Here is a 20094-nt window from a genome sequence, read left to right on the forward strand (position 1 = left end):
TGGCAGACCCTCGAACGATCCAAAAAACTTGATTGCGCCGCAATGCGTTTGCCGGCAGAAAGGAAATCACATGGAATGCACAGTGCGCTGGATGGGCCAATCCGGCATGAGTTTTATCGCTGAAACCGGCTCCGGTCATATGTTGACAATGGATGGCGCGCCCGATGGCGGCGGCCGTAATCTGGCGGCGCGCCCGATGGAGTTGCTGCTGTCCGGCGCCGGCGGCTGCACAGCCTACGATGTGGTGCTGATTTTGAAACGCGGGCGGCATGATGTGCGCGGCTGCGATGTGAGCTTAAAGGCGGAGCGCGCGGAACAGGATCCGAAAGTGTTTACCGCCATCCATTTTCATTTCACCGTACGCGGCCGCAATCTGCCGCAAACAGCGGTGGAACGGGCCATCAACCTGTCCCACGAAAAATACTGTTCTGCTTCGATCATGCTGGAAAAGAGTGCGAAAATCACGCATTCCTTTGAGATCATCGACGATCTGGCAGATGCGCCGGGAGCTTGAGCGGGTTCAGATATGATAGGCGGAGGTGGTCATCACCTTCGCCATCGCCTGCATGATTTTCTGCACCGGAAAGGGCACTGCCGCCGCCCCCATGGCCTGCGCATGGGCGCCGTGCTGCATTTCATCCACCCGCATCTGCTCGACAATTGCACGCGATTTGGCGTCTTCTGCCGGCAACATCTGCAAATGGCTGGCCAGATGCGCTTCCACCTGGCGCTCAGTTTCCACCACAAAACCCAGGCTGGCGGCGTCGCCCAGCTTGGCCGCCGCCGCCCCCAAGGCATAGGAAGCGGCATACCACAAGGGGTTGAGAATGCTCACGCCATATCCCAATTCCTGCAAACGCTCGGCAGTCCAGGCTAAATGGTCTTCTTCTTCACGCCCGGCTTGCGCCAACTCGGCGCGCAACTGCGGATTTTCTGCAAAACGGGCTTGGGCGTTATACAAAGCCTGGGCGCACACTTCGCCAACATGATTGATGCGCATCAAGCCGGCAGCATGTTTTTTTTGCTGCGCATCGAGCGCACTTTCATTGCATGCATTGGCGGGATTCGCTCTTTGCGCTTGCGCCACGCCGGACACGGTGCGCAGGGCGCGGTCGAGATCGCGCACCACCTCATCCAAGATGGGCGGACGCGGTAAGGAAAAGGGGAAGTCTGCCATGACGCACCTTCAACAAAGCAAGGGGGATAAGCGATTATACCCCGTCGCCGTGCGCCGCCCATGCGCGCCGGACTCAACTCAGCATGCGGGCGCCGCCCCAGCGCCCGCTATCGCACAGATCGCGGCTGACATCGACCACCAGCCGCGCCACTGCCGCCGCCGCTGTGGTCAAGGGAATGGTTTTAGAGGCGCACAGGGCCACCGTGCGCGTCAGCGCCGGCTTGACGATGGGGCAGGAAATAATTTTTTCGCGCTCGATTTCATCTTGCAGCGGGGCCACCGGCAAAATGGTGGCGCCCATATCAGCCATGATGGCGGACTTTAAAATCGTCACCGAATTGATTTCAATCACATGCTCCAGTTTCAAGCCCATGCTGCGCGCGGTGTTTTCAATTCTGGGCCGCACGCCGTGCTGCAAGTCCGGCAGAATCAGGGGAATGGTGACGGCTTGCGCCAGGCTGATATTGCGCCGCCGCTTGCCAAAGCGCGAGTTGGCGCGCCACAGGAAATGCATCTCCTCTTCCACCAGCGGGGTGGTGGAAAACTGCGTCAATTGACCATCATCGAACAGCACGGCCAGGTTGATGCGGCCTGATTTCAATTGCTCGCTCAAATTGCCGGACAATTCTTCAGTCAGTTGCAACACGATTTCTGGATAAGTTTGCTGCACTGCCAGCAAAAGCGGTAAAGCAAGCGCGCCGGAAATACTGTGCGGCAGCCCTAATGCGACAGCGCCGGAAGGGCGGGTGGTGGATTGTGTAACAGCCTGGCGCGCATCGCCGACCTGTTTCAAAATCGCTTGCGCATGTTCATAAAACACTTTGCCGGCGTCAGTTGCGCTCACGCCCTGGGCCGAGCGGTGCAGCAATTGGGCGCCCAATTCCTCTTCCAGCTGGCGCAATTGCTGGGTCAAGGCCGGCTGGGCGATATGCAAGACCAATGCGGCGCGCGACAGCGAGCCGTGATCGACACTGGCGACAAAGTAGCGCAGTTGGCGCAATTCCATGAACTTCCCTCCTCTTTGCTCAAGCGCAAACAGAAGTGTAGCCGGATTGCCGCATGCTGCGGCGGCAATCCACTGCGCGGCCAGCTTTGCGCTTACTCGCTCAGCTGCAAAACCAGTTTGCCCTGATTTTCGCCGGTGAACAGCATATTGAAAGCTTGCGGAAATTGCTCCAAGCCTTGCACGATGTGTTCGCGCGCTTTCAACTTGCCTTGTTGCGCCAGACCGGCCAGCGCTTGCAAACCCTCCATTGCGCGCGGGTAGTAGTCGCCCACCACCATGCCCTTCATCGTGGCGCGCTTCACCAAGAGGGACAGATAATTGGCCGGGCCGCGCACTGGCTGCTGATTATTGTATTGGCTGATGGCGCCGCAAATCACGATACGCGCGCCTACCGCCAGCCGGGTCAGCGCGGCATCCAGAATATCGCCGCCGACATTATCGAAAAACACATCCACGCCTTGCGGGCACAGGCGCGCCAATTCCTGCGCCACATGCTGGCTCTTGTAATCAATTGCCGCATCAAAGCCGAGTTCTTGCGTCAGATAAGCGCATTTATCAGCGCCGCCGGCAATCCCGATCACGCGGCAGCCGCGCGCCTTGGCCAGTTGGCCGACAATCGCGCCGACAGCACCAGCCGCGCCAGACACCAGCACGGTTTCACCGTCTTTCAACTCACCCACAACGTTAAGTCCGAAATAGGCGGTCAGGCCGGGCATACCGAACGCGCCCAGATAGCGCGGCAGCGGGGCCAAACGCGGATCGACTTTAAACAAACCCTTGCCATCCGAGAGTGCATATTCCTGCGCCCCCAGCAAGCCGCTGACATAATCGCCCTCGGCAAAATCCGCATGCTGCGATTGCAGCACGCGCCCCACCGCCAAGGCCCGCATCACCTCGCCCACCGCCACCGGCGGCATATACGATTCCCCCTCATTGATCCAGCCGCGCATGGCCGGATCGAGTGAAAGATACAGCACTTGCACCAAGACCTGGCCGGGGCCGGCGACAGGCGCCGTCTCTTGCGTCAGATTCCAGGTGCTGGCGTCAGTCATGCCTTGCGGGCGGGCGGCTAAGCGGATTTGGCGATTTTGACGGGTGGCGGTTTGCATCTTGTTTGCTCCTTGCAGGTGATCGATGGAAGAAAGTATAAAGAAGGGATTGTCAGCAGAGAAGTCATCGATATACGATAGATGCGTTGACATTTTTCGCACAATTAAAGCAATGCGCAATCCACAACACTTAGCCACGCTGGCGCGCGTGGTGCAGGCCGGCAGCATCAGCGCGGCCGCTGCGCAACTCGGTTGCAGCAAGTCGGTGCTGTCACGCCAATTGGCGATGCTGGAACAGGAATTGGGGGTGCGCCTGTTGCAACGCTCCACGCGCAAGCTGGCCTTGACCGAAATTGGCCGCAGCGTGCTGCATGAGGCGCAACACATCACGCGCGCGCTCGACAATATTGTGCAATTGGCTGGCGCGCAGCAAGAACAGGTCTGCGGCGTGTTGCGGGTTTCCTGTTCGCTGGCCGGGCGCGCGCGTCTGTTGCCGGTGGCGGCGGAATTCCTGCGCCGCTATCCGGCAGTCAGCCTCGAATTGCAGTTGGAAGACCGCATGGTGGATTTGATCGGCGAACAAATCGATGTCGCGATCCGCGCCGCCCATTTACCTGATTCCACTCTGGTGGCGCGTAAATTGACGGACAACCGGAACGTTCTGGTGGCGGCGCCGGCCTATCTGGCGCAACACGGGACACCGCAACACCCACAGGACTTGACGCAGCACGCCTGCCTCTTGTACCGCCAGGGCGCGCGGGTCTGGGACGAATGGCGGCTGGGCGGGCCGGATGGGCCGCACGCGATCAAGGTGCAGGGTGTGTTGCAAGTCAATGATGGCAGCGCGCTGATTGCCGCCGCCACACTCGGCTGCGGCATTTTATCCATCGGCGGCTTGCTGGTGCAGGAAGAATTGGCGCGCGGCGCCTTGCTGCCGGTCTTGCCGGATTACCCTTCGCTGGCCGGCAGTCCGGTGTATGCGGTGTATCCGGCGCGCGATAAGCTGGCGCTGAAAACCGCCGCCTTTGTCGAGATGCTGGCGCAACGCTTTGCGGCGCCTGCTTAGTCGAAGAAAAATTCGGCGGTGTCGTTGCTGGCGCTGGTCGCCAACTCGCCTTCGCGCACCAGTTCGTCATAATGGCAGACCAGATTCCGGCCATGCGTTTTGGCGTAATACAAGGCTTGATCGGCGTGCCCCAAAATCACCACTGGCGATTCGTAGGGACTGACGGCGACAAAACCGACGCTGACTGTGATCTGGCCGATTTGCGGGAAGGCGTGCGACTCCACATTCTGGCGGAAACGCTCAATGATTTTGCGCGCATTGTCATAGGTGGTGGAGCGCAGCAGCACGACAAATTCCTCACCGCCGAAACGGAATACGCGGTCATTTGAGCGGAAGGAGGATTGCAAGAGATTGGCCACCAGAATCAGCACTTCATCGCCATACAAATGACCGAACTGGTCATTCACGCGCTTGAAATGATCCACATCCACCACTGCCAGCCAATGCTTTTCCTCTTTGTGCCGCTGGCGCCGCTCTTCGCCATCCGGCGCGCTGCCATTTTCCTGCTCGCCGGTGGAGGCGATCATTTTGGCCAGCTGGTCATCAAACGTTTTACGATTGAGCAAGCCGGTCAGGGCGTCACGCTCGCTGTAATCGAGCAGATTCTGGAAATTGCGGTACACACTGACCACCCCGCTGATGATTTGCGTGGTTTGACTGGTGTAAGGCGTGGGGTTGGTGATTTCAAGGCAGACATTCGCCTTGTCTTTGATCCAGATCGGCAGCCACAGTGTGCGCAAGCCGTCTTCCGCCATATGCTCGGCATTCGCCAGATTGTGCTGAATGCAATGCGCCAACGCCGGGTAATTGGTGATCGGTTCGCCGTCTTGCGAAGGATCAAGATGTTCTTCGATTTGCGCCGGCTGCAGCTGGGAAATGCTGGCCTTGGGCATGACATAGATCTGGTCGCGTAACAGATAAATCGACAGCAAGCGCGTACGCAAGGCGCAAGCCAATTCCTGTACCGCCGAGATCACCGATAAATCCAGCATCGAATGATCGCGGTGGGTGGTCAAATCCACCATGTGTTTGAGCAGGGGATCCATTATCGCTTATCCAAGTTGAGCGGCGCCGCGTCCCTGGCGTGACGCGTTTGCGGTCATTATAACTTGGTACAGTGTGCGCCAAGCATTTTTTCCGCGCAATTACCTTGCGCTAATAACAAACAAGCGCGTTAATTCAGCTGCACCCCTCCTCCCCGTCCACAATCAGACGCTGGCCGCTGGCCGCGCTGCGTTGCGCCGCTTCCAGCAACAAAATGCCTTGCAGCGCGTCCTCTGCGCTGACCGGCGGCGCGCCGCCAGTCAGCAAGGCCGGCGCCAGCGCGGCATAAAACTCGCACCAATTGCCCGGCTTGAGTGCGATTTCATGCGCGACGCCGCTCTCGTCGTAAAGCGTGGCGCGCTCCTGCGCCACATGCCAGCCCGCGCTTAACGGTTGCAAACCCGCGCGCAGCGCATCCTCTTGACCATCCATGCCATATTTACACCAGCTGCCGCGCATGCCGTGCAGCAAAAAGCGCGGCCCCGCCGCCGCAGTCAGGCAAGATGCGCCCAGTTGCACGCGCAATGCCGGATATTGCCGGTAGTAGAGATGCAATTGAAAATAATCCACGCCTTGCGCGCCGCTCCGCTGCTGCGCCAGATCCGCATACAAGGCATGCGGTTGGCCAAATAATTGCAGCGCCTGATCCAGCAAATGCGGGGCCAGATCAAACAGCAAGCCGCCGCCCGCCGCATCCTGCTCGCGCCAGCGCGCACGCACCTGAGGCCGGAAGCGGTCAATCCGGCTGACAAAAGTATTCAACTCACCCAAGCTTTGTTGCGCCAGCAAATCTTTGAGCGCCAGAAAATCGCCGTCCCAGCGCCGATTGTGAAATACCGATAATTGCAAACCACGTTGTTGCGCCAATCCAATCAGGCTGCGCGCCTCAGTGCTGCTGAGGGTGAATGGTTTATCCACCACCACATGCTTGCCGGCGCGCAAAGCGGCTTGCGCCAGCGGGAAATGCTGTTGATTCGGGGCCGCGATCACGATCAAATCAATCTGCGCATCATCAAACAGAGCTTCGGGCGCCGTCACCACACGCGCCTGCGGCAAGCGGCTGGCCAGCAATTCGGCTTGGGAACTGGCCACCGCCGTCAGCCGGTACACCGGCAGCGCTTGCAACAGCGGGGCATGGAAGGTGGCGCCGGCCAGACCATAACCGATCAGGCCGACCCGGATGGGGGCGGTCAAGGTGTGCATATGCTCCTCATTAAAAACAGCGCAATACGAATATTTTTGTTTTGTCTGGAAAATTTGGCCCTGCATTTACCTCCCGCCGCACATCTGCAAAGCTGCCATCCCTTGGTATTGCGGATGGAAAATCACCGTCAACCTTACCAGACCCGGCACTGGATTCTACTCTGCCAAAGGATCGAAAACATGGCCTTGACATGCTTTCTGGCGGCAAGTCGATGCCAACCCTAGTTTCCTTTTTTGTTTGACTTCACAATCCAAGTCATGCGTATTATCATCCTGTCAAACCCGTGCTTCGCTGGTTTATGCGCACGCAAACTGGTGTGCGAATTATCACAATCCCATTAAAAGTCACCCACTTTATATGCTTGCATTTGTCAGAATAATCACCACAGCCATCCTGCTTCTTCCTGTTGCTGCGCCGCTTGCCGCAACAACGGCTGAACAGGCCCGCCAAATATTGACTCAGAAAACAATTCCATCCTGGAAGAGCGCAGCTGCGCAAATTGCTAATCAGAAAAAACAATTGGTGTACTTACCGCAGGATCTCAATTGGAGCCAGCTTGATGATCTGCTCAAATCAAAAACTGAAACAGCCGTGCTGGGCAAGGTTGGCGATCCAAGCAACCGCAAAGAGCTGCACCTCAATGCTTCATGGCTGCGATGGAAGATCCTGACGGATAAATCTGATGGCAGGTACTCGTATGTCTATTCACATCTCTTAGGGCTGATGAAGGATGGGCAGGGAGACTTTATGCGTGAAGCGGTGGTATTTTATTTTCACGGACGCCTGGCAACTACTGTCGATGGCTCAAGATGTAAGGACAAATCCAGCCCCCAAGTCATCATTGATGGATATGAATCACAGAGCGGTTATAAGCGCATTCGGGAAGCCATCGAAAAAATGCCTGCAGATCAGCGGGCCGCCTCAATTATTGAGGCAATAGCAATAGAAGAAACGGTCGGTGAGCGCGCGCCTATTGAGTGGCTGTGCACACTGGGTGTACAAAGCATGCAACGCGCTTTAGAGCAAGGACGAAAGTTTGAGAAAACCGGAGACGCTGATGGGCAGGGTTTACTTGGCGGCAAAGGAAATACTCTTACCTTGGACACATCAGGAATAAAGGTTGATATGGTTTCGCCGGAAGAATGGACACGCCTGCGCCGGAAAGTGCTGGACGATCTTTTTGCGGAAGTTGTCAAGCATTTGTGAAAAACCGGGCAAGCTGACCCGGCATAGCAAAAATCAGGCAGCGCATGTGAAGCATACAAAAGCCCTGTAAAAACAGGGCTTTTCCTTGATCTGCAGCGCGCTCAGCGCCAAGGCCGCATCAGAACGGAATATCGTCATCCATATCCGAGAAGTTCGGGGCCGGGCGTTGCGGCGCCGGACGGGCTGCCGGGGCGGGGGCCTGGGATTGCATGCCGCCACGCTGCGGCGGTGCGCCATAACCATCGTCCATCATCGCGCTGTCGCCGCCACCCTGGCTGCGGCCACCCAGCATTTGCATCATATCGCCGCGAATCTCGGTGGAATATTTTTCAATTCCGTCTTTGTCAGTGTATTTGCGGGTGCGCAAGCTGCCTTCCACATACACCGACGAGCCTTTTTTCAGATATTGGCCGCATACTTCGGCAGTCCGGCCAAAGAAGCTGACGCGATGCCATTCGGTTTGTTCTTTCTTTTCACCGCTGTTCTTGTCTTTCCAGGTGTCGGTGGTGGCGATTGCCAAGGTTGCAACCGCGTCGCCGCTGGGCATGTAACGCACTTCCGGGTCACGCCCGAGATTGCCGATGAGAATGACTTTATTGACTGAGGCCATGGTAACTCCTTTCAGGCTGGGCGGCCGCTAGCCTGTGTTGCCGCCCGGAATAAGTGTCAGTGGATGCAGGGTGCGGCCTACGCCGCAGCCGGCATTATAGCCTGGACCAGCGCTGCGGCAGCAGTGGATTTTTTGCCGGGCGCGCTGGCCAGTTACGCCAGTTTTGGATTAAGATGGGCTATGCAGTGCGCCCAGACGCCTGCCGCCGGAAACACGCTGGAACCACAAAGCGCGCCCGTGCTTGCGGATGCGCCGAATTGATTAGGGCTGGCAATGCAAGTAACGAGCAAACCCACGGTGCTGATAGTTGACGATGCGGCTGATAATCTGATGCTCATCAGCATGCTGCTGCAAGACCGCTGCCAGGTCATACAGGCGGACAGCGGCCCGCGCGCGCTGCAGATGGCGCGCGCGCTGCCGCATCCTGATTTGATCTTGCTTGACGTGCTGATGCCGGAAATGGATGGCTATGCCGTTTGCGCAGAGCTGCAAGCCGATCCTGAATTGGCGCAAGTCCCGGTGATTTTTCTAACTTCGCGCAATCAGGAAGAAGACCAGCGGCGCGGTTTTATGGCCGGCGCAGCGGATTACATCACCAAACCCATCAACCCTGACGTGCTGCAAGCGCGCGTGGCGACCCATTTGCAATTGTCGCACCTGCGCCGGCAATGCCGCCAACAACATCTTGCCCTGCTCGACATTCTCGGCCCCGCCGCGCGTGCGCTGCTGGAAGGCGGCATGCGCCAGGTTCCGCCACATGCGCAGACGGTGCAACGCATCGCCGCCGCACTCAACCGGCAATTGCTGGCGATGCGCAAACCCGGCTTGGATGCAGAACAATTTGCCCTGCTGCATGACGCCATCGCCCTGCTGGAATGCGAAGGCATGCACTGGCCGCAACCGGCCGGCGGGGCCGCCAATCTGAGCGGCAGCGTGGAACGTTTGCTGCAATTGAGCAGCAGGATGCACGCCATGCGGCACAGCCATTTTGCGCATGGCGACGCGCCTGCCCAGGGGCTTGCGCTGCCGCTCAGGATCTGGCAAACCGCCCATGCGCTGGCGCAACTCACTTCCGAACGCGATCTCAAACCCGCGCTTGAGCTTGAGCAGGCGCTGGCCGTTTTGACGCGCGCCAGCGGCGCGCAATTTGATCCGGAATTGACGCATGCGCTGCATGCCTTGCAAGCAGAGTTGCCCCAGTTGCTGCAGCCCGGCGGATAGAGGAGAAGCGGCGATGGGCGTTACTGAACCGCAGGAACACAGCCAGGACCCGCTGCGCCAAGCCTGGGAAATGTTGTACCGTGACCGCAAACACGCGTATGGGCTGGCGCGCGAGCTGCTGGCGCATTGCGCCAACCAGGGCAATGCGCATGGTTTGCGCGAGGCGCAGGCTTTTTGCGCCATGCTGGAGTCGATTGAAAAACCGGGCCGCGAGCGCCTGACCTTGCTGCAAACCCTGGCCCAATCCTGCCAGCAAGCCGGCGATTTACGCGCGGCGCTGACCGCCAAACTGGCCATGATCGCCATCATGTGGCGTTGCGGCATGGCGGAACAGGGGGTGCAGCTGTGCAATGAGGAAATCGTGCCGCAGGCCGAAGCGCTGAATGATGATGCGCTGCGCTTTCAAGCCTATTCCATGACAGCCAACTGCCATCTTGGCAACGACACCCTGGCGCAAATGAAGTATCTGTACGCCGCGCTTGGCTTATCGGAAGAGATGGGCGATATCTCGCGCAAAATCCATGTGCTGGCCCATCTTGGCTCCAACCACGTCACCTATGGCAATTATGAAGAAGGCGCGCGCGTCTTGCAGATGGCGCTGGATTTGAGCAAGCAATATCAGCTGCACCATAAATTGCCCTTGATCACTTGCAATATCGTGATGGCCTCCATCGCCATGGGCCATCTGGACGAGGCGACCTGGATTGTGCAATCCTGGCTGGCGACGCAAAAACAGGACAGCTTCAACCATATCCTGCTGGTCTTGTATGCACAGGCGATCTGGCTGTTCGCCGAACAGGGCGAATGGGTGCTGGCGCATCAATATGTGCAGCGCTGCGAAAGCCATCTGTGGGATGCGCGCCAGGCCGGCGAACTGGCCGGCTACCATGACTGCATGCTGGCGCTGGGGTGGGCGCACGGCGCTTTACTGCGGCGTGAAGGCCAGTTCGCCCAGGCGATTGAGCGCATGCAAGCCTACGAACCCTATTTCAACGCCTGCCAGGATATTTTCATTCAGATTCAGGCGCGCTTTGAATTGGCCCAGTCTTACGCCGCGCTCAAACGCTGGGAAGAAGCGTTCACCGCCTATGTCGATTTCAACCGTTTGCAAGCGCAATCGCTGAATGACGCCAACGTCACGCGCCTGCATGCGCTCAATATTCAGCACCAGGTGCAGGCGGAACAATTCGCACGGCAAAAAGCGGAAGATTCGGCGCGCGCCAAATCGAATTTTCTGGCCAATATGAGTCATGAGATCCGCACCCCGATGAATGCGATCATCGGGCTGGCCCATCTGGCGCTCGGCTCTGAACTCAATCCCAAGCAAAAAGATTACATCAGCAAAATCCAGCGCGCCGCGCTGTCGCTGCTGGGCATCATCAATGACATTCTGGATTTTTCCAAAGTCGAAGCGGGCCGGATTGATCTGGAGCGGGTCGCCTTCTCGCTGGAGGAGGTGGTGGCGAATGTGGCGGCGGTGACGCGCGGCAAAGCGGTCGAGAAACAGCTCGAATATCTGATCCATCTGCCGCCTGATGTGCCGCGCGCGCTGTTTGGCGACCCTTTGCGCCTGGGACAGATCTTAATCAATTTGCTGAACAATGCGATCAAATTCACTGAACGCGGCGAAATCTCTTTGCGCTGTCAATTGCTGGCGCACAGCCAAGCTGCGGTGCGCCTGCATTTTGCGGTGCGCGATAGCGGCATCGGCATGAATGCGGAACAGCAAGCGCGCCTGTTCATTCCTTTTTCTCAGGCGGATGATTCCACCACCCGCAAATATGGCGGCACCGGCCTGGGTTTATCGATTTCCCAACATCTGGTGCAACTGATGGGCGGCCAGATCCGTGTCGAAAGCGCCCCCGGGGCCGGGGCCTGTTTCAGTTTTGAAATTGAATTGCCGCTGGCGGAACAGCGCGCCCCGCAGCCCTGCTATCCGGCGCGTTTGCAAGATGCGCGCGTGCTGGTGGTGGATGACAGTGCGCTGGCGCGCGCGATTTTGATCGACGCCATGCATGGCTGGCCGGTGCAAATTGAGCAGGCCGCAAATGGCCAGGCGGCGCTGGCCGCTGTGCTGGCGGCAGAACAACAGGGGCGTCCCTTCACCCTGGTGTTAAGCGATTTGCAAATGCCGGATCTGGACGGCTTGAGTTTAATCCGGCAGATCCGCCGCAGCGCGCAAAACGTACCGATGTTTGTGCTGGTCACGGCCTATGATCGTGAAGAAGTGCACCACCAGGCCGAGCAATGCGGCGTGTCCGGTTTTTTATGCAAACCGCTGAATCCGGCGCATCTGGTGGAAGTGGTGTTGCCGCTGTTCGGTCAGCAGCAAAGCACCGCTGCGCCCTTGCGCAGCGCCACACCGTATTATCCGGGACGGCGCGTATTGCTGGCGGAAGATAATGAAATCAATCAGCAAATCGTGATCGAATTGCTGGGCTTGGCAGGGATTGCGGTCGAAGTCGCGCAGACCGGGCGCGAAGTCTTGCAACGCCTGCAAAGCGCGCAGCAACGCTATGACTTGGTGTTGATGGACTTGCAAATGCCGGATATGGATGGGCATGAAGCGACCATGGCGATCCGGCGCGAAGAGCGGTTTGACCAATTGCCGGTGATTGCGATGACCGCGCATGCGCTGCAAGACATCCGTCAGCGCTCGCTGGCGCAAGGCATGCAAGACTATCTGACCAAACCGGTCAATCCTGAAGATTTATACCATACCCTGTCGCGCTGGCTGGGGCCATCAGAAGCCAGACCAAGCCCGCCGCCGCCTGCGGCGACGCCAGCCGCCAGCGCGCCGGAAAGCACATTGCCGGCCCGGCTGCCCGGCATTGCGCTGGACAAGGGTTTGCAGCATGTGGCCGGCAACCGCCACTTTTACCTGCAATTATTGGAGCGCTTCACGCATTCGCAAGAACATGCCTTGAGCGAAATCCGCAAAGCATTACAGGAAGGGCGACGCGCCGATGCGCTGCGCCGCGCGCACACCTTGCGCGGGGTGGCGGCGAATATCGGCGCGCAGCAAGTGCAATCGCTGGCCGAGCAGGTGGAAATGCAGTGCCAGCATGAACAGCCGGTCGAGCCGCTCCTGCCCGCACTGGAGCAGGCTTTGCAGGAAGTTTTGCAAGGACTGGCGCAATATTTCAGCACACGCGCGGCAGCCAGCGCGCGCCCCGCCGGCAAGCAGCCGCCGGCTGCGCAAGTGCTGCAAGAGTTGCGTGAATTACTGCAGGAAGACCGCGCTGACGCGGTGTATTGCTTTGAATCCGGGGAAAGCGCGCTGGCCACCCTGCTGGCGCCGGACAAACTGGCGCAGCTCGGCGCAGCGCTGCGTCAATTTGATTTTGAACTGGCGCGCCAGCTGCTGGCTTCCTGAAGCGCATCAGAAAACGCATGCGCAAACGCGACAGGTTAAAATGACGCTGCGCCGGGCTGTTTTCCGGCAAGCTTTTTGCTTGGCCAAACTGCGCTTCCCAGGATTATACTATTGGCATGACATCAACATTTTCACAACAGACGCCCGCAGCGGCGCAACAAGCCGCGCTGGCATTGGCGCGCGACACCCTGAGCATTGAAGCCGAGGCCGTCCTCGCGTTGCGCGCACGCCTGGCGGATGGCAGTGACAATGCGCGGCAATTTCTGCATGCCCTGGATTTGCTTTTGCAATGCAAAGGCCGCGCCGTGGTGTCCGGCATCGGCAAATCCGGCCATATCGGACGCAAAATGGCGGCCACCATGGCGTCCACCGGCACCCCGGCCTTTTTTGTTCATCCGGCGGAAGCCGCGCATGGCGATCTGGGCATGGTCACGGCGCAAGATGTGTTAATCGCGATTTCAAATTCCGGCGAAACCGGCGAACTGCTATCGATTATTCCGATTGTCAAACGCAGCGGCGCCAAATTAATCGCCATGACCGGCAATCCGCGCTCGCAACTGGCGTTATTGGCTGATGCGCATCTCGATGTTTCAGTGGAAAAAGAAGCCTGTCCGCTGAATCTGGCGCCAACCGCCAGCACCACCGCCACCCTGGCCTTGAGCGACGCGCTGGCGGTGGCGCTGCTGGATGCGCGCGGCTTTCGCGCGGAAGATTTTGCCCGCTCCCACCCCGGCGGCGCCTTGGGGCGGCGGCTCTTGACCCATGTGCGCGATGTGATGCGCAGCGGCGAGCAGGTGCCGCGCGTGCCCGTCAGCGCCACGCTTTCGCAAGCTCTGCTGGAAATCACGCGCAAAGGCATGGCCATGACTGCCGTGGTGGATGAGGCGGGCCGCTTGCGCGGCATCTTCACCGATGGCGATTTGCGCCGCTTGATTGAACAGGCGCGCGACTTCCAGCAAATCAATATCGCCGATGTGATGCAAACCAAACCGCGCTGCATCGAACCCGAACGGCTGGCGGTGGATGCGGTGGCGATGATGGAAGAATTCCGTATCAATCAATTACTGGTGGCGCGCGGCGATGAATTGCTGGGCGCGCTGCATATCCACGATCTGACCCGCGCCAAGGTGATTTGATGCATGTCGATTTCTCTACCCTGCCGGCGCCGCTGCTGGCGCGCGCCGCGCAAGTTGAATTGATGATTTTCGATGTCGATGGCGTGCTCACCGACGGCGGCCTGTATTACGGCGAATTGGGCGAGCAGGTCAAACGTTTCAATGTGCACGACGGACTGGCAATCAAGCATTTGCCAGAGTTTGGCATCCGCACCGCGATTATCAGCGCACGCCTGTCCCCGCTGACCGCGAAACGCGCGCATGATCTCGGCATTTCCCATGTCTATCAGGGTGCGCAGCAAAAACAGATCGCCTTCGCCGATCTGCTGGCGGAATTGAATCTGTCGCCGCAAGTCTGCGGCTATCTGGGCGATGATGTGATCGACCTGCCGCTGTTGCGCCGGGTCGGCTTCGCCGCCAGCGTGGCCAATGGCCGGATCGAAGCGCAACAGATGGCGCACTATGTCAGCCAGGCCGGCGGCGGCGCTGGCGCGGCGCGCGAAGTGTGCGAATTGCTGCTGTTTGCGCGCGGGCGCAGCCTGGCCGAATTATTCAACGCTTGAGGCCAGCATGAGCGACTCCGCCAGCCATGACCGTTTCCGCCTGATTGCCTTGCTGACGCTCGCCGCAGTGATTACGCTGTCCAGTTATTGGCTGCTGGACGTGCTGCGCCAGGGCGCGCCGGCGGCGGCTGAGGCCAACAAATCGAATGACCCGGATTATTTTGTCGAAAACTTTCATGTGGTGCGCCTGAGTCAGGATGGCAAGCCGAAAGACATCATGTCCGGCAAATTGCTGACGCACCGCCCGCTGAATGACAAATCCGATGTGCAGCAAGTCCAGGTCTTGAGCTTCAATCCCGCGCAAAGCCCGCTGCGGGTGCAAGCCCGTCAAGCCTTGATCGAACACCAGAATAATCGCGTGCTGTTGCAAGGGGAAGTGGAATTGGTGCGCAGCGCCGATGCGCGCAGCGAAGGCTGGACCATGCGCAGCCCCAGCTTATGGATGCTGCCGGATGACGACCAGATGCAAACCGATGATCAGGTGCAAATTCTCAGCGGCAAATCACAGTTGCATGGCAAGGGCATGCTGGTGGACAACGCCAAAGGCCAGTTCAGCCTGCAGCAACAAGTGCGCGCCAGTTTCGCGCCGGCAATCAAAGGAAGCGCCAAATGATGCGGCGCACCCTGCCCTGCTTGCCCGCCCTGCTTGCGCTGCTTGCCGCCGCGCCGGCGGCGGCGGAAAAAGCCGATCGCAACAAGCCCACCGAAGTACAGGCTGCGCGCATGTGGTTTGACGATGTGAAGCAAATCAACAGCTTCAGCGGCAACGTCCACCTTACGCGCGGCAGTTTGCAGATGAAAGCCGAACGCATGACCTTGAATCAGGATGCCGCCGGCTTTCAATTTCTCGAATTGCATGGCGGGGCCGGCAAAACGGCCAGCTACCGTCAAAAGCGCGAGGGGCTGGATCAGTGGGTCGAAGGAGCCGCCGATCGCATTGAATACGACAGCAAAAGCGAACTGGTGAAATTTCATACGCGCGCACGGGTCCGGCGTCTGCAGGGCAATCAAGTGCTGGAAGAAATTTCCGGCGCCACGATTGTGTATGACAGTGTGCGCGAGACATTCCAAGTGCAAAACGGCCCGGCAACGGCGGGACAGGACAACCGCATCACCACGGTGATTCAACCGCGCAAGCCGGATCAGGACACAAAATGACAGAACAACGCAACAACAGTAAATTGCAAGTGCGCGGCCTGCAAAAATCATATGGCAAGCGCATGGTGGTGCATGACGTCGCGCTGCAAGTTGAGAGCGGCGAAGTGATTGGTTTGCTGGGGCCGAACGGGGCCGGCAAAACCACCTCGTTTTATATGATCGTCGGCCTGGTGCCGGCGGACGCCGGGAATATTGAATTGGACGGCGCCGACATCACACGCATGCCGATTCACCAGCGCGCCGTGCGCGGCCTGTCCTATCTGCCGCAGGAAGCCTCGGTGTTTCGCAAGCTCAGTGTGGAAGACAATATCCGCGCCGTGCTGGAACTGCAACGCCCGCAAGGCCGTCCTTTGAGTACGCAGCAAATTGATGACAAACTCAATCAACTGCTGGCCGATTTGCAAATTGAGCGGCTGCGCGAAAATCAAGCGCTGTCCCTCTCAGGCGGCGAGCGGCGGCGGGTGGAAATCGCGCGCGCCTTAGCCACCGATCCGCGCTTTGTGCTGCTGGATGAACCGTTTGCCGGGGTGGATCCGATCGCTGTGATCGAAATTCAGCGCATTGTGCGTTTTTTAAAAGAACGCGGCATCGGCGTCTTGATCACCGACCATAATGTGCGTGAAACCCTGGGCATCTGCGACCGCGCATATATCATCAACCAGGGTTCCGTGATGGCCAGCGGCAGACCACAAGATATCATTGCGGATGAATCGGTACGCCGCGTGTATCTGGGGGAACACTTCCGCATGTAAGCACAGCATTTCAGGACCGCCATGAAACAGTCGCTGCAACTTCGCACCTCGCAACATCTGGCGCTGACGCCGCAATTGCAACAGTCGATCCGCCTGTTGCAACTCTCCACGCTTGAATTGCAGCAGGAATTGGCGCAGATGTTGTCGGAAAACCCCATGCTGGAGCGCACCGATGATCCGCTCGATCATTCCGTGCGCTTGTTAGCCGACGGCGCCATCAGCAACAGCCCGGCGAGTGAGGCCGGCATGCCTTCAGAAAATCCGGCCCCCGAAGCGGAAGCGCCGGCAACTGCAGAAGCCGGCAACAGCGAAGAAAACAGCTTCGAGCATGATGGCGATGGCATGCTGCAAGACAGCTTGAGTTTTGAAGATGCGCCGGGCGCGCGCTCGGCGGACGATGAAGATATGCGCCCGCAGCTGGAAGACGCCAGCAACAGCCTGCGCGACCATTTGCTGGAACAAATGCGCGTCACTGCCCGCACCCAACGCGACCGCGCCCTGCTTGAATTCCTGATAGACAGCTTAGATGAGAATGGCTATCTTGAAGAGAGCCTGGAAGCCTTGCTGGAAAGTCTGCCGGCTGAATTGGAAATTGAATTGGAGGAATTGCAGACCAGTTTAAAACTGCTGCAAAGCTTTGACCCGCCCGGCGTTGGCGCGCGCAATCTGTCTGAATGCCTGGCGCTGCAAATCCGCCAATTGCCAAAAGCGCCAATGGTGACGCGCCGCCATGCGCTGCAAATCGTCGAGCAGCATTTGCCGCTGCTGGCGGCGCGCGACTACACCAGGCTGAAAAAAGCCATGGACTGCGACGACGAGGATTTGCGCGAAGCGCAAGCCCTGATCCGTCTGTGCCAACCCCATCCGGGCGCCGCTTTTGGCGCTTCCGATAAAGACCATGTGGCGCCGGATGTGATCGTCAAACGCAACCGCAACGGCTGGAGCGTGAGCTTGAATCCGGACGTGATGCCGCGCTTGCGCGTGAATGCGCTGTACGCCTCGATGTTGAAGCAAAACAAGGGCGATGGCGGCTTGAGCAACCAACTGCAGGAGGCGAAATGGCTGATCAAAAATATGCGTCAGCGCTATGAAACCATCCTCCGCGTGGCGCAAGCAATCGTGGAGCGGCAACGCAACTTTTTCGCCCATGGCGCAGTTGCGATGCGCCCCCTTGTGTTACGTGAAATTGCTGATACACTAGGATTACACGAGAGCACAATCTCGCGTGTGACGACTCAAAAATATATGCTGACCCCGCACGGCATGTTTGAGTTGAAATACTTCTTTGGCAGCCATGTCGCCACTGAAGCGGGGGGCGAAGCGTCATCAACGGCGATACGCGCACTGATCAAGCAACTGATAGGAGCAGAAGATCCCAAAAATCCCCTTTCTGACAGCAAACTTGCAGATATGCTGGGTGAACAGGGTATGGTGGTCGCACGTCGCACTGTGGCCAAATACCGTGAAGCTCTGAAAATCCCGGCAGTGGCGCTGCGCAAAAGCCTGTAGCGGCTTCATCCTCCGGTTCCCCGGGCCTGACTCCACCGCGCACAGGAAGTGCAGCCTTCACGTAGCAGCAGTAGTATCCGGTTGTCTGAATGATGCAGGCGGCTCTTGAAAACGCCAAAACCGCAAGCATATGCATGACAGGCAACATCACAATAGGAGTCTGTATGAACCTCACCATCAGTGGACATCATCTCGAAGTGACCCCCGCCATTCGCGCTTTCGTTGAAAACAAGCTGGAAAGAATCAAACGCCATTTTGATCAAGTGATCGACATATCGGTGATTCTGAGCGTGGATAAGCTAAGCGAAAAATCGAAAAGGCAAAAGGCTGAAGTAACGTTACGGGTCAGCGGCAAGTCCATTTATGTGGAAAGCGTGTCAGAAGATTTGTATGCAGCCATTGACACCCTGCTGGACAAACTCGACCGTCAGGTATTGAAGCACAAGACCAAGGTGCAAGATCACAATCATACTTCCATCAAATACATGTCAGGCAGCAGCGCCGACGCTGAAGAAGCTGAAGCTGCATAAACACATCCAACAGACGCACACCGGCGGGGCGCTATGCGCCCCGCATGCATTTTCAGCCTCGCGCACATACAATGTGCTACCAGCCCGCTGACATGTTTCCCGATTCCCCGGCGTTGTTGCGCCCCCTGGCAACATGCAAACCCGGGGCCATCGCATGAAATCGGCCAGGCTTGTTTGACAAAACCTTCTCTTTAGCGCGCAGGCCGGTAACACGCATTGCCGTTTGCGCATCCGGCTGGCTGGCGCTGCTCCGTCAGCAGCTTGCTATCCTGCCTGCTTCATGCAAGAACGGAAACTGCCGGACATCAGGCGGAACCTTGATACGATTGCCCTGCATGCAGGCTGCGTCGTCGTTGCGCCTGGCTGTAAAGCCGGTAAACTGGGCGCCAGGGCCTGTTCAACTGAGGAATCAAGGATGACTGACTATGTAAAAACCGAAGTGCGCGGCGGATTCGGCGTAATCACGCTGGATCGCCCCAAGGCATTGAATTCGCTTTCACTGGAAATGGTGCGCGCCTTGCACCAGATCCTTTCCAGCTGGCGCGCAGACGCCGCAATTAGCGCCGTACTGCTGCGCAGCAGCAGCGACAAAGCGCTGTGCGCCGGCGGCGATATCCGCTTTTTCCATGACAAGGGCAAGCTCACACCGCAAGGCGGCAGCGCCTTGCTGGAAGATTTTTTCACCGAAGAATACACACTGAATCATTTGATTCATCACTACCCCAAACTCTATATCGCCTTAATGGATGGCGTGGTGATGGGCGGCGGCATGGGGATTGCGCAAGCCGGGCCGCAAGCGCGCCTGCGCATCGTCACTGAGCGCAGCAAGATCGCCATGCCGGAAGTGAATATCGGCTTATTCCCCGACGTGGGCGGGACATACTTTCTGCCACGCTGCCCGCAATTCAGCGGACGTTGGCTGGCGCTGTGCGGCGAGGCGATTGGGGCCGCAGACGCAATCTGGTGCGGACTGGCCGACTGCTTCGTGCCGGCCCGCCACATCAGCGCGCTGCAAGATACTTTGTGCGCCAGCGCCGGAGCCGATGCAGCGCAAGTCGCGGCAGCGTTTTGCGCCCCCTTTGCCGCCGAATTGCCGCCCGCACGCATCGCGCCACAAGCTGATTTGATTGCCCGCCATTTCGCACATGAATCCGTGGCGCAGATCCAAGCCGCGCTCGCAGCGGATCCCGCTCCTTTCGCGCAAGCCAGCCTGGACAGCATGCAAAAACGCTCGCCCCTGCTGATGTCTGTCACATTGGAAGCGTTGCGGCGCGGTGCGCAAATGTCAGTGGCGGATTGCCTGCGGATGGAAAGAAGTCTGGTGCGGCGCACTTTCGAGCATGGTGAAGTGATTGAAGGGGTGCGCGCGCTGGCGGTCGATAAAGATAATGCGCCACGCTGGCATCCCGCAAGCCTGGCGGAAGTGACAGAGCAGCAGCTGCAAGAGATGTTTGCGCCTGTCTGGCCGGAATGGGCACACCCCTTGCGCCATCTGGACTGAATGCGGC

General features: G+C 58.5%; 19 protein-coding genes. 13 read left to right on the forward strand and 6 right to left on the reverse strand.

From position 1 onward, the window contains the following. Nucleotides 1-70: 70 nt before the first annotated feature. Nucleotides 71-514: an OsmC family protein gene (locus V8J88_RS19115; protein WP_338845824.1), complete on the forward strand. Its 444-nt coding sequence runs from the start codon at nt 71-73 to the stop codon at nt 512-514. Between the two features lie 6 nt (nt 515-520). Here the strand turns inward: V8J88_RS19115 and coq7 are convergent, their stop codons facing one another. The 3 genes from coq7 to V8J88_RS19130 form a co-directional block, all read right to left on the reverse strand. Continuing rightward, nucleotides 521-1177 carry a 2-polyprenyl-3-methyl-6-methoxy-1,4-benzoquinone monooxygenase gene (gene coq7 / locus V8J88_RS19120; protein WP_338845825.1) on the reverse strand — a complete coding sequence of 219 codons (657 nt, stop codon included), beginning with the start codon at nt 1175-1177 and terminating at the stop codon, nt 521-523. Between the two features lie 73 nt (nt 1178-1250). After that, a complete protein-coding gene (locus V8J88_RS19125) occupies nt 1251-2183 on the reverse strand; it encodes a LysR substrate-binding domain-containing protein (RefSeq protein WP_338845826.1) in 933 nt (310 codons plus the stop codon). Between the two features lie 92 nt (nt 2184-2275). After that, on the reverse strand, nt 2276-3292 hold the full coding sequence (locus V8J88_RS19130) for an NADP-dependent oxidoreductase (protein ID WP_338845827.1): 1017 nt from the start codon (nt 3290-3292) through the stop codon (nt 2276-2278). A gap of 112 nt (nt 3293-3404) precedes the next feature. Between V8J88_RS19130 and V8J88_RS19135 the strand changes: the two genes are divergently transcribed. Next, entirely contained in the window at nt 3405-4298 is an 894-nt protein-coding gene (locus tag V8J88_RS19135; protein WP_338845828.1) for a LysR family transcriptional regulator, read from the forward strand. Here the strand turns inward: V8J88_RS19135 and V8J88_RS19140 are convergent. Further along, nucleotides 4295-5344, reverse strand: a complete 1050-nt coding sequence (locus V8J88_RS19140) for a GGDEF domain-containing protein (protein ID WP_338845829.1) — start codon at nt 5342-5344, stop codon at nt 4295-4297. The two genes, V8J88_RS19135 and V8J88_RS19140, sit on opposite strands and share 4 nt — an antisense overlap. A 133-nt stretch (nt 5345-5477) precedes the next feature. Then, a complete protein-coding gene (locus V8J88_RS19145) occupies nt 5478-6545 on the reverse strand; it encodes an oxidoreductase (protein WP_338845830.1) in 1068 nt (355 codons plus the stop codon). Nucleotides 6546-6903: 358 nt separating this feature from the next. On the opposite strand from V8J88_RS19145, the gene V8J88_RS19150 reads away from it, so the two are divergent. Beyond that, nucleotides 6904-7752 (forward strand): hypothetical protein, encoded by an 849-nt coding sequence (locus V8J88_RS19150; protein ID WP_338845831.1) that lies wholly within the window; start codon nt 6904-6906, stop codon nt 7750-7752. 118 nt (nt 7753-7870) lie between these two features. On the opposite strand, the gene ssb is transcribed toward V8J88_RS19150, so the two are convergent. Then, on the reverse strand, nt 7871-8362 hold the full coding sequence (gene ssb / locus V8J88_RS19155) for a single-stranded DNA-binding protein (protein WP_338845832.1): 492 nt from the start codon (nt 8360-8362) through the stop codon (nt 7871-7873). A gap of 273 nt (nt 8363-8635) precedes the next feature. Here ssb and V8J88_RS19160 point away from each other — a divergent pair, with 273 nt between their 5' ends. The 10 genes from V8J88_RS19160 to V8J88_RS19205 all read left to right on the forward strand — a co-directional run bounded on the left by V8J88_RS19160 (nt 8636) and on the right by V8J88_RS19205 (nt 20087). Next, complete coding sequence (locus tag V8J88_RS19160; protein ID WP_338845833.1) at nt 8636-9583, forward strand: response regulator; 948 nt, start codon at nt 8636-8638, stop codon at nt 9581-9583. Nucleotides 9584-9596: 13 nt separating this feature from the next. Beyond that, entirely contained in the window at nt 9597-12959 is a 3363-nt protein-coding gene (locus tag V8J88_RS19165) for a response regulator (RefSeq protein ID WP_338845834.1), read from the forward strand. A gap of 116 nt (nt 12960-13075) precedes the next feature. After that, a complete protein-coding gene (locus V8J88_RS19170; RefSeq protein WP_338845835.1) occupies nt 13076-14095 on the forward strand; it encodes a KpsF/GutQ family sugar-phosphate isomerase in 1020 nt (339 codons plus the stop codon). Then, a complete protein-coding gene (locus tag V8J88_RS19175) occupies nt 14095-14637 on the forward strand; it encodes an HAD hydrolase family protein (RefSeq protein ID WP_338845836.1) in 543 nt (180 codons plus the stop codon). Before V8J88_RS19170 ends, V8J88_RS19175 begins: the two co-directional genes overlap by 1 nt. A gap of 7 nt (nt 14638-14644) precedes the next feature. Beyond that, nucleotides 14645-15250: an LPS export ABC transporter periplasmic protein LptC gene (gene lptC / locus V8J88_RS19180; RefSeq protein ID WP_338845838.1), complete on the forward strand. Its 606-nt coding sequence runs from the start codon at nt 14645-14647 to the stop codon at nt 15248-15250. After that, nucleotides 15247-15795, forward strand: a complete 549-nt coding sequence (gene lptA, locus V8J88_RS19185) for a lipopolysaccharide transport periplasmic protein LptA (protein ID WP_338845839.1) — start codon at nt 15247-15249, stop codon at nt 15793-15795. The genes lptC and lptA overlap by 4 nt, the downstream gene beginning before the upstream one ends. Continuing rightward, nucleotides 15792-16547 (forward strand): LPS export ABC transporter ATP-binding protein, encoded by a 756-nt coding sequence (gene lptB / locus V8J88_RS19190; RefSeq protein ID WP_338845840.1) that lies wholly within the window; start codon nt 15792-15794, stop codon nt 16545-16547. Before lptA ends, lptB begins: the two co-directional genes overlap by 4 nt. Before the next feature lie 21 nt (nt 16548-16568). Further along, on the forward strand, nt 16569-18056 hold the full coding sequence (locus V8J88_RS19195) for an RNA polymerase factor sigma-54 (protein WP_338845841.1): 1488 nt from the start codon (nt 16569-16571) through the stop codon (nt 18054-18056). Nucleotides 18057-18220: 164 nt separating this feature from the next. Further along, nucleotides 18221-18586 (forward strand): ribosome-associated translation inhibitor RaiA, encoded by a 366-nt coding sequence (raiA, locus tag V8J88_RS19200; RefSeq protein WP_338845842.1) that lies wholly within the window; start codon nt 18221-18223, stop codon nt 18584-18586. A gap of 415 nt (nt 18587-19001) precedes the next feature. After that, nucleotides 19002-20087, forward strand: a complete 1086-nt coding sequence (locus tag V8J88_RS19205) for an enoyl-CoA hydratase/isomerase family protein (protein WP_338845843.1) — start codon at nt 19002-19004, stop codon at nt 20085-20087. Nucleotides 20088-20094: the final 7 nt, after the last annotated feature.

Source organism: Massilia sp. W12 (assembly GCF_037300705.1).
Taxonomy (GTDB): domain Bacteria; phylum Pseudomonadota; class Gammaproteobacteria; order Burkholderiales; family Burkholderiaceae_D; genus JACPVY01.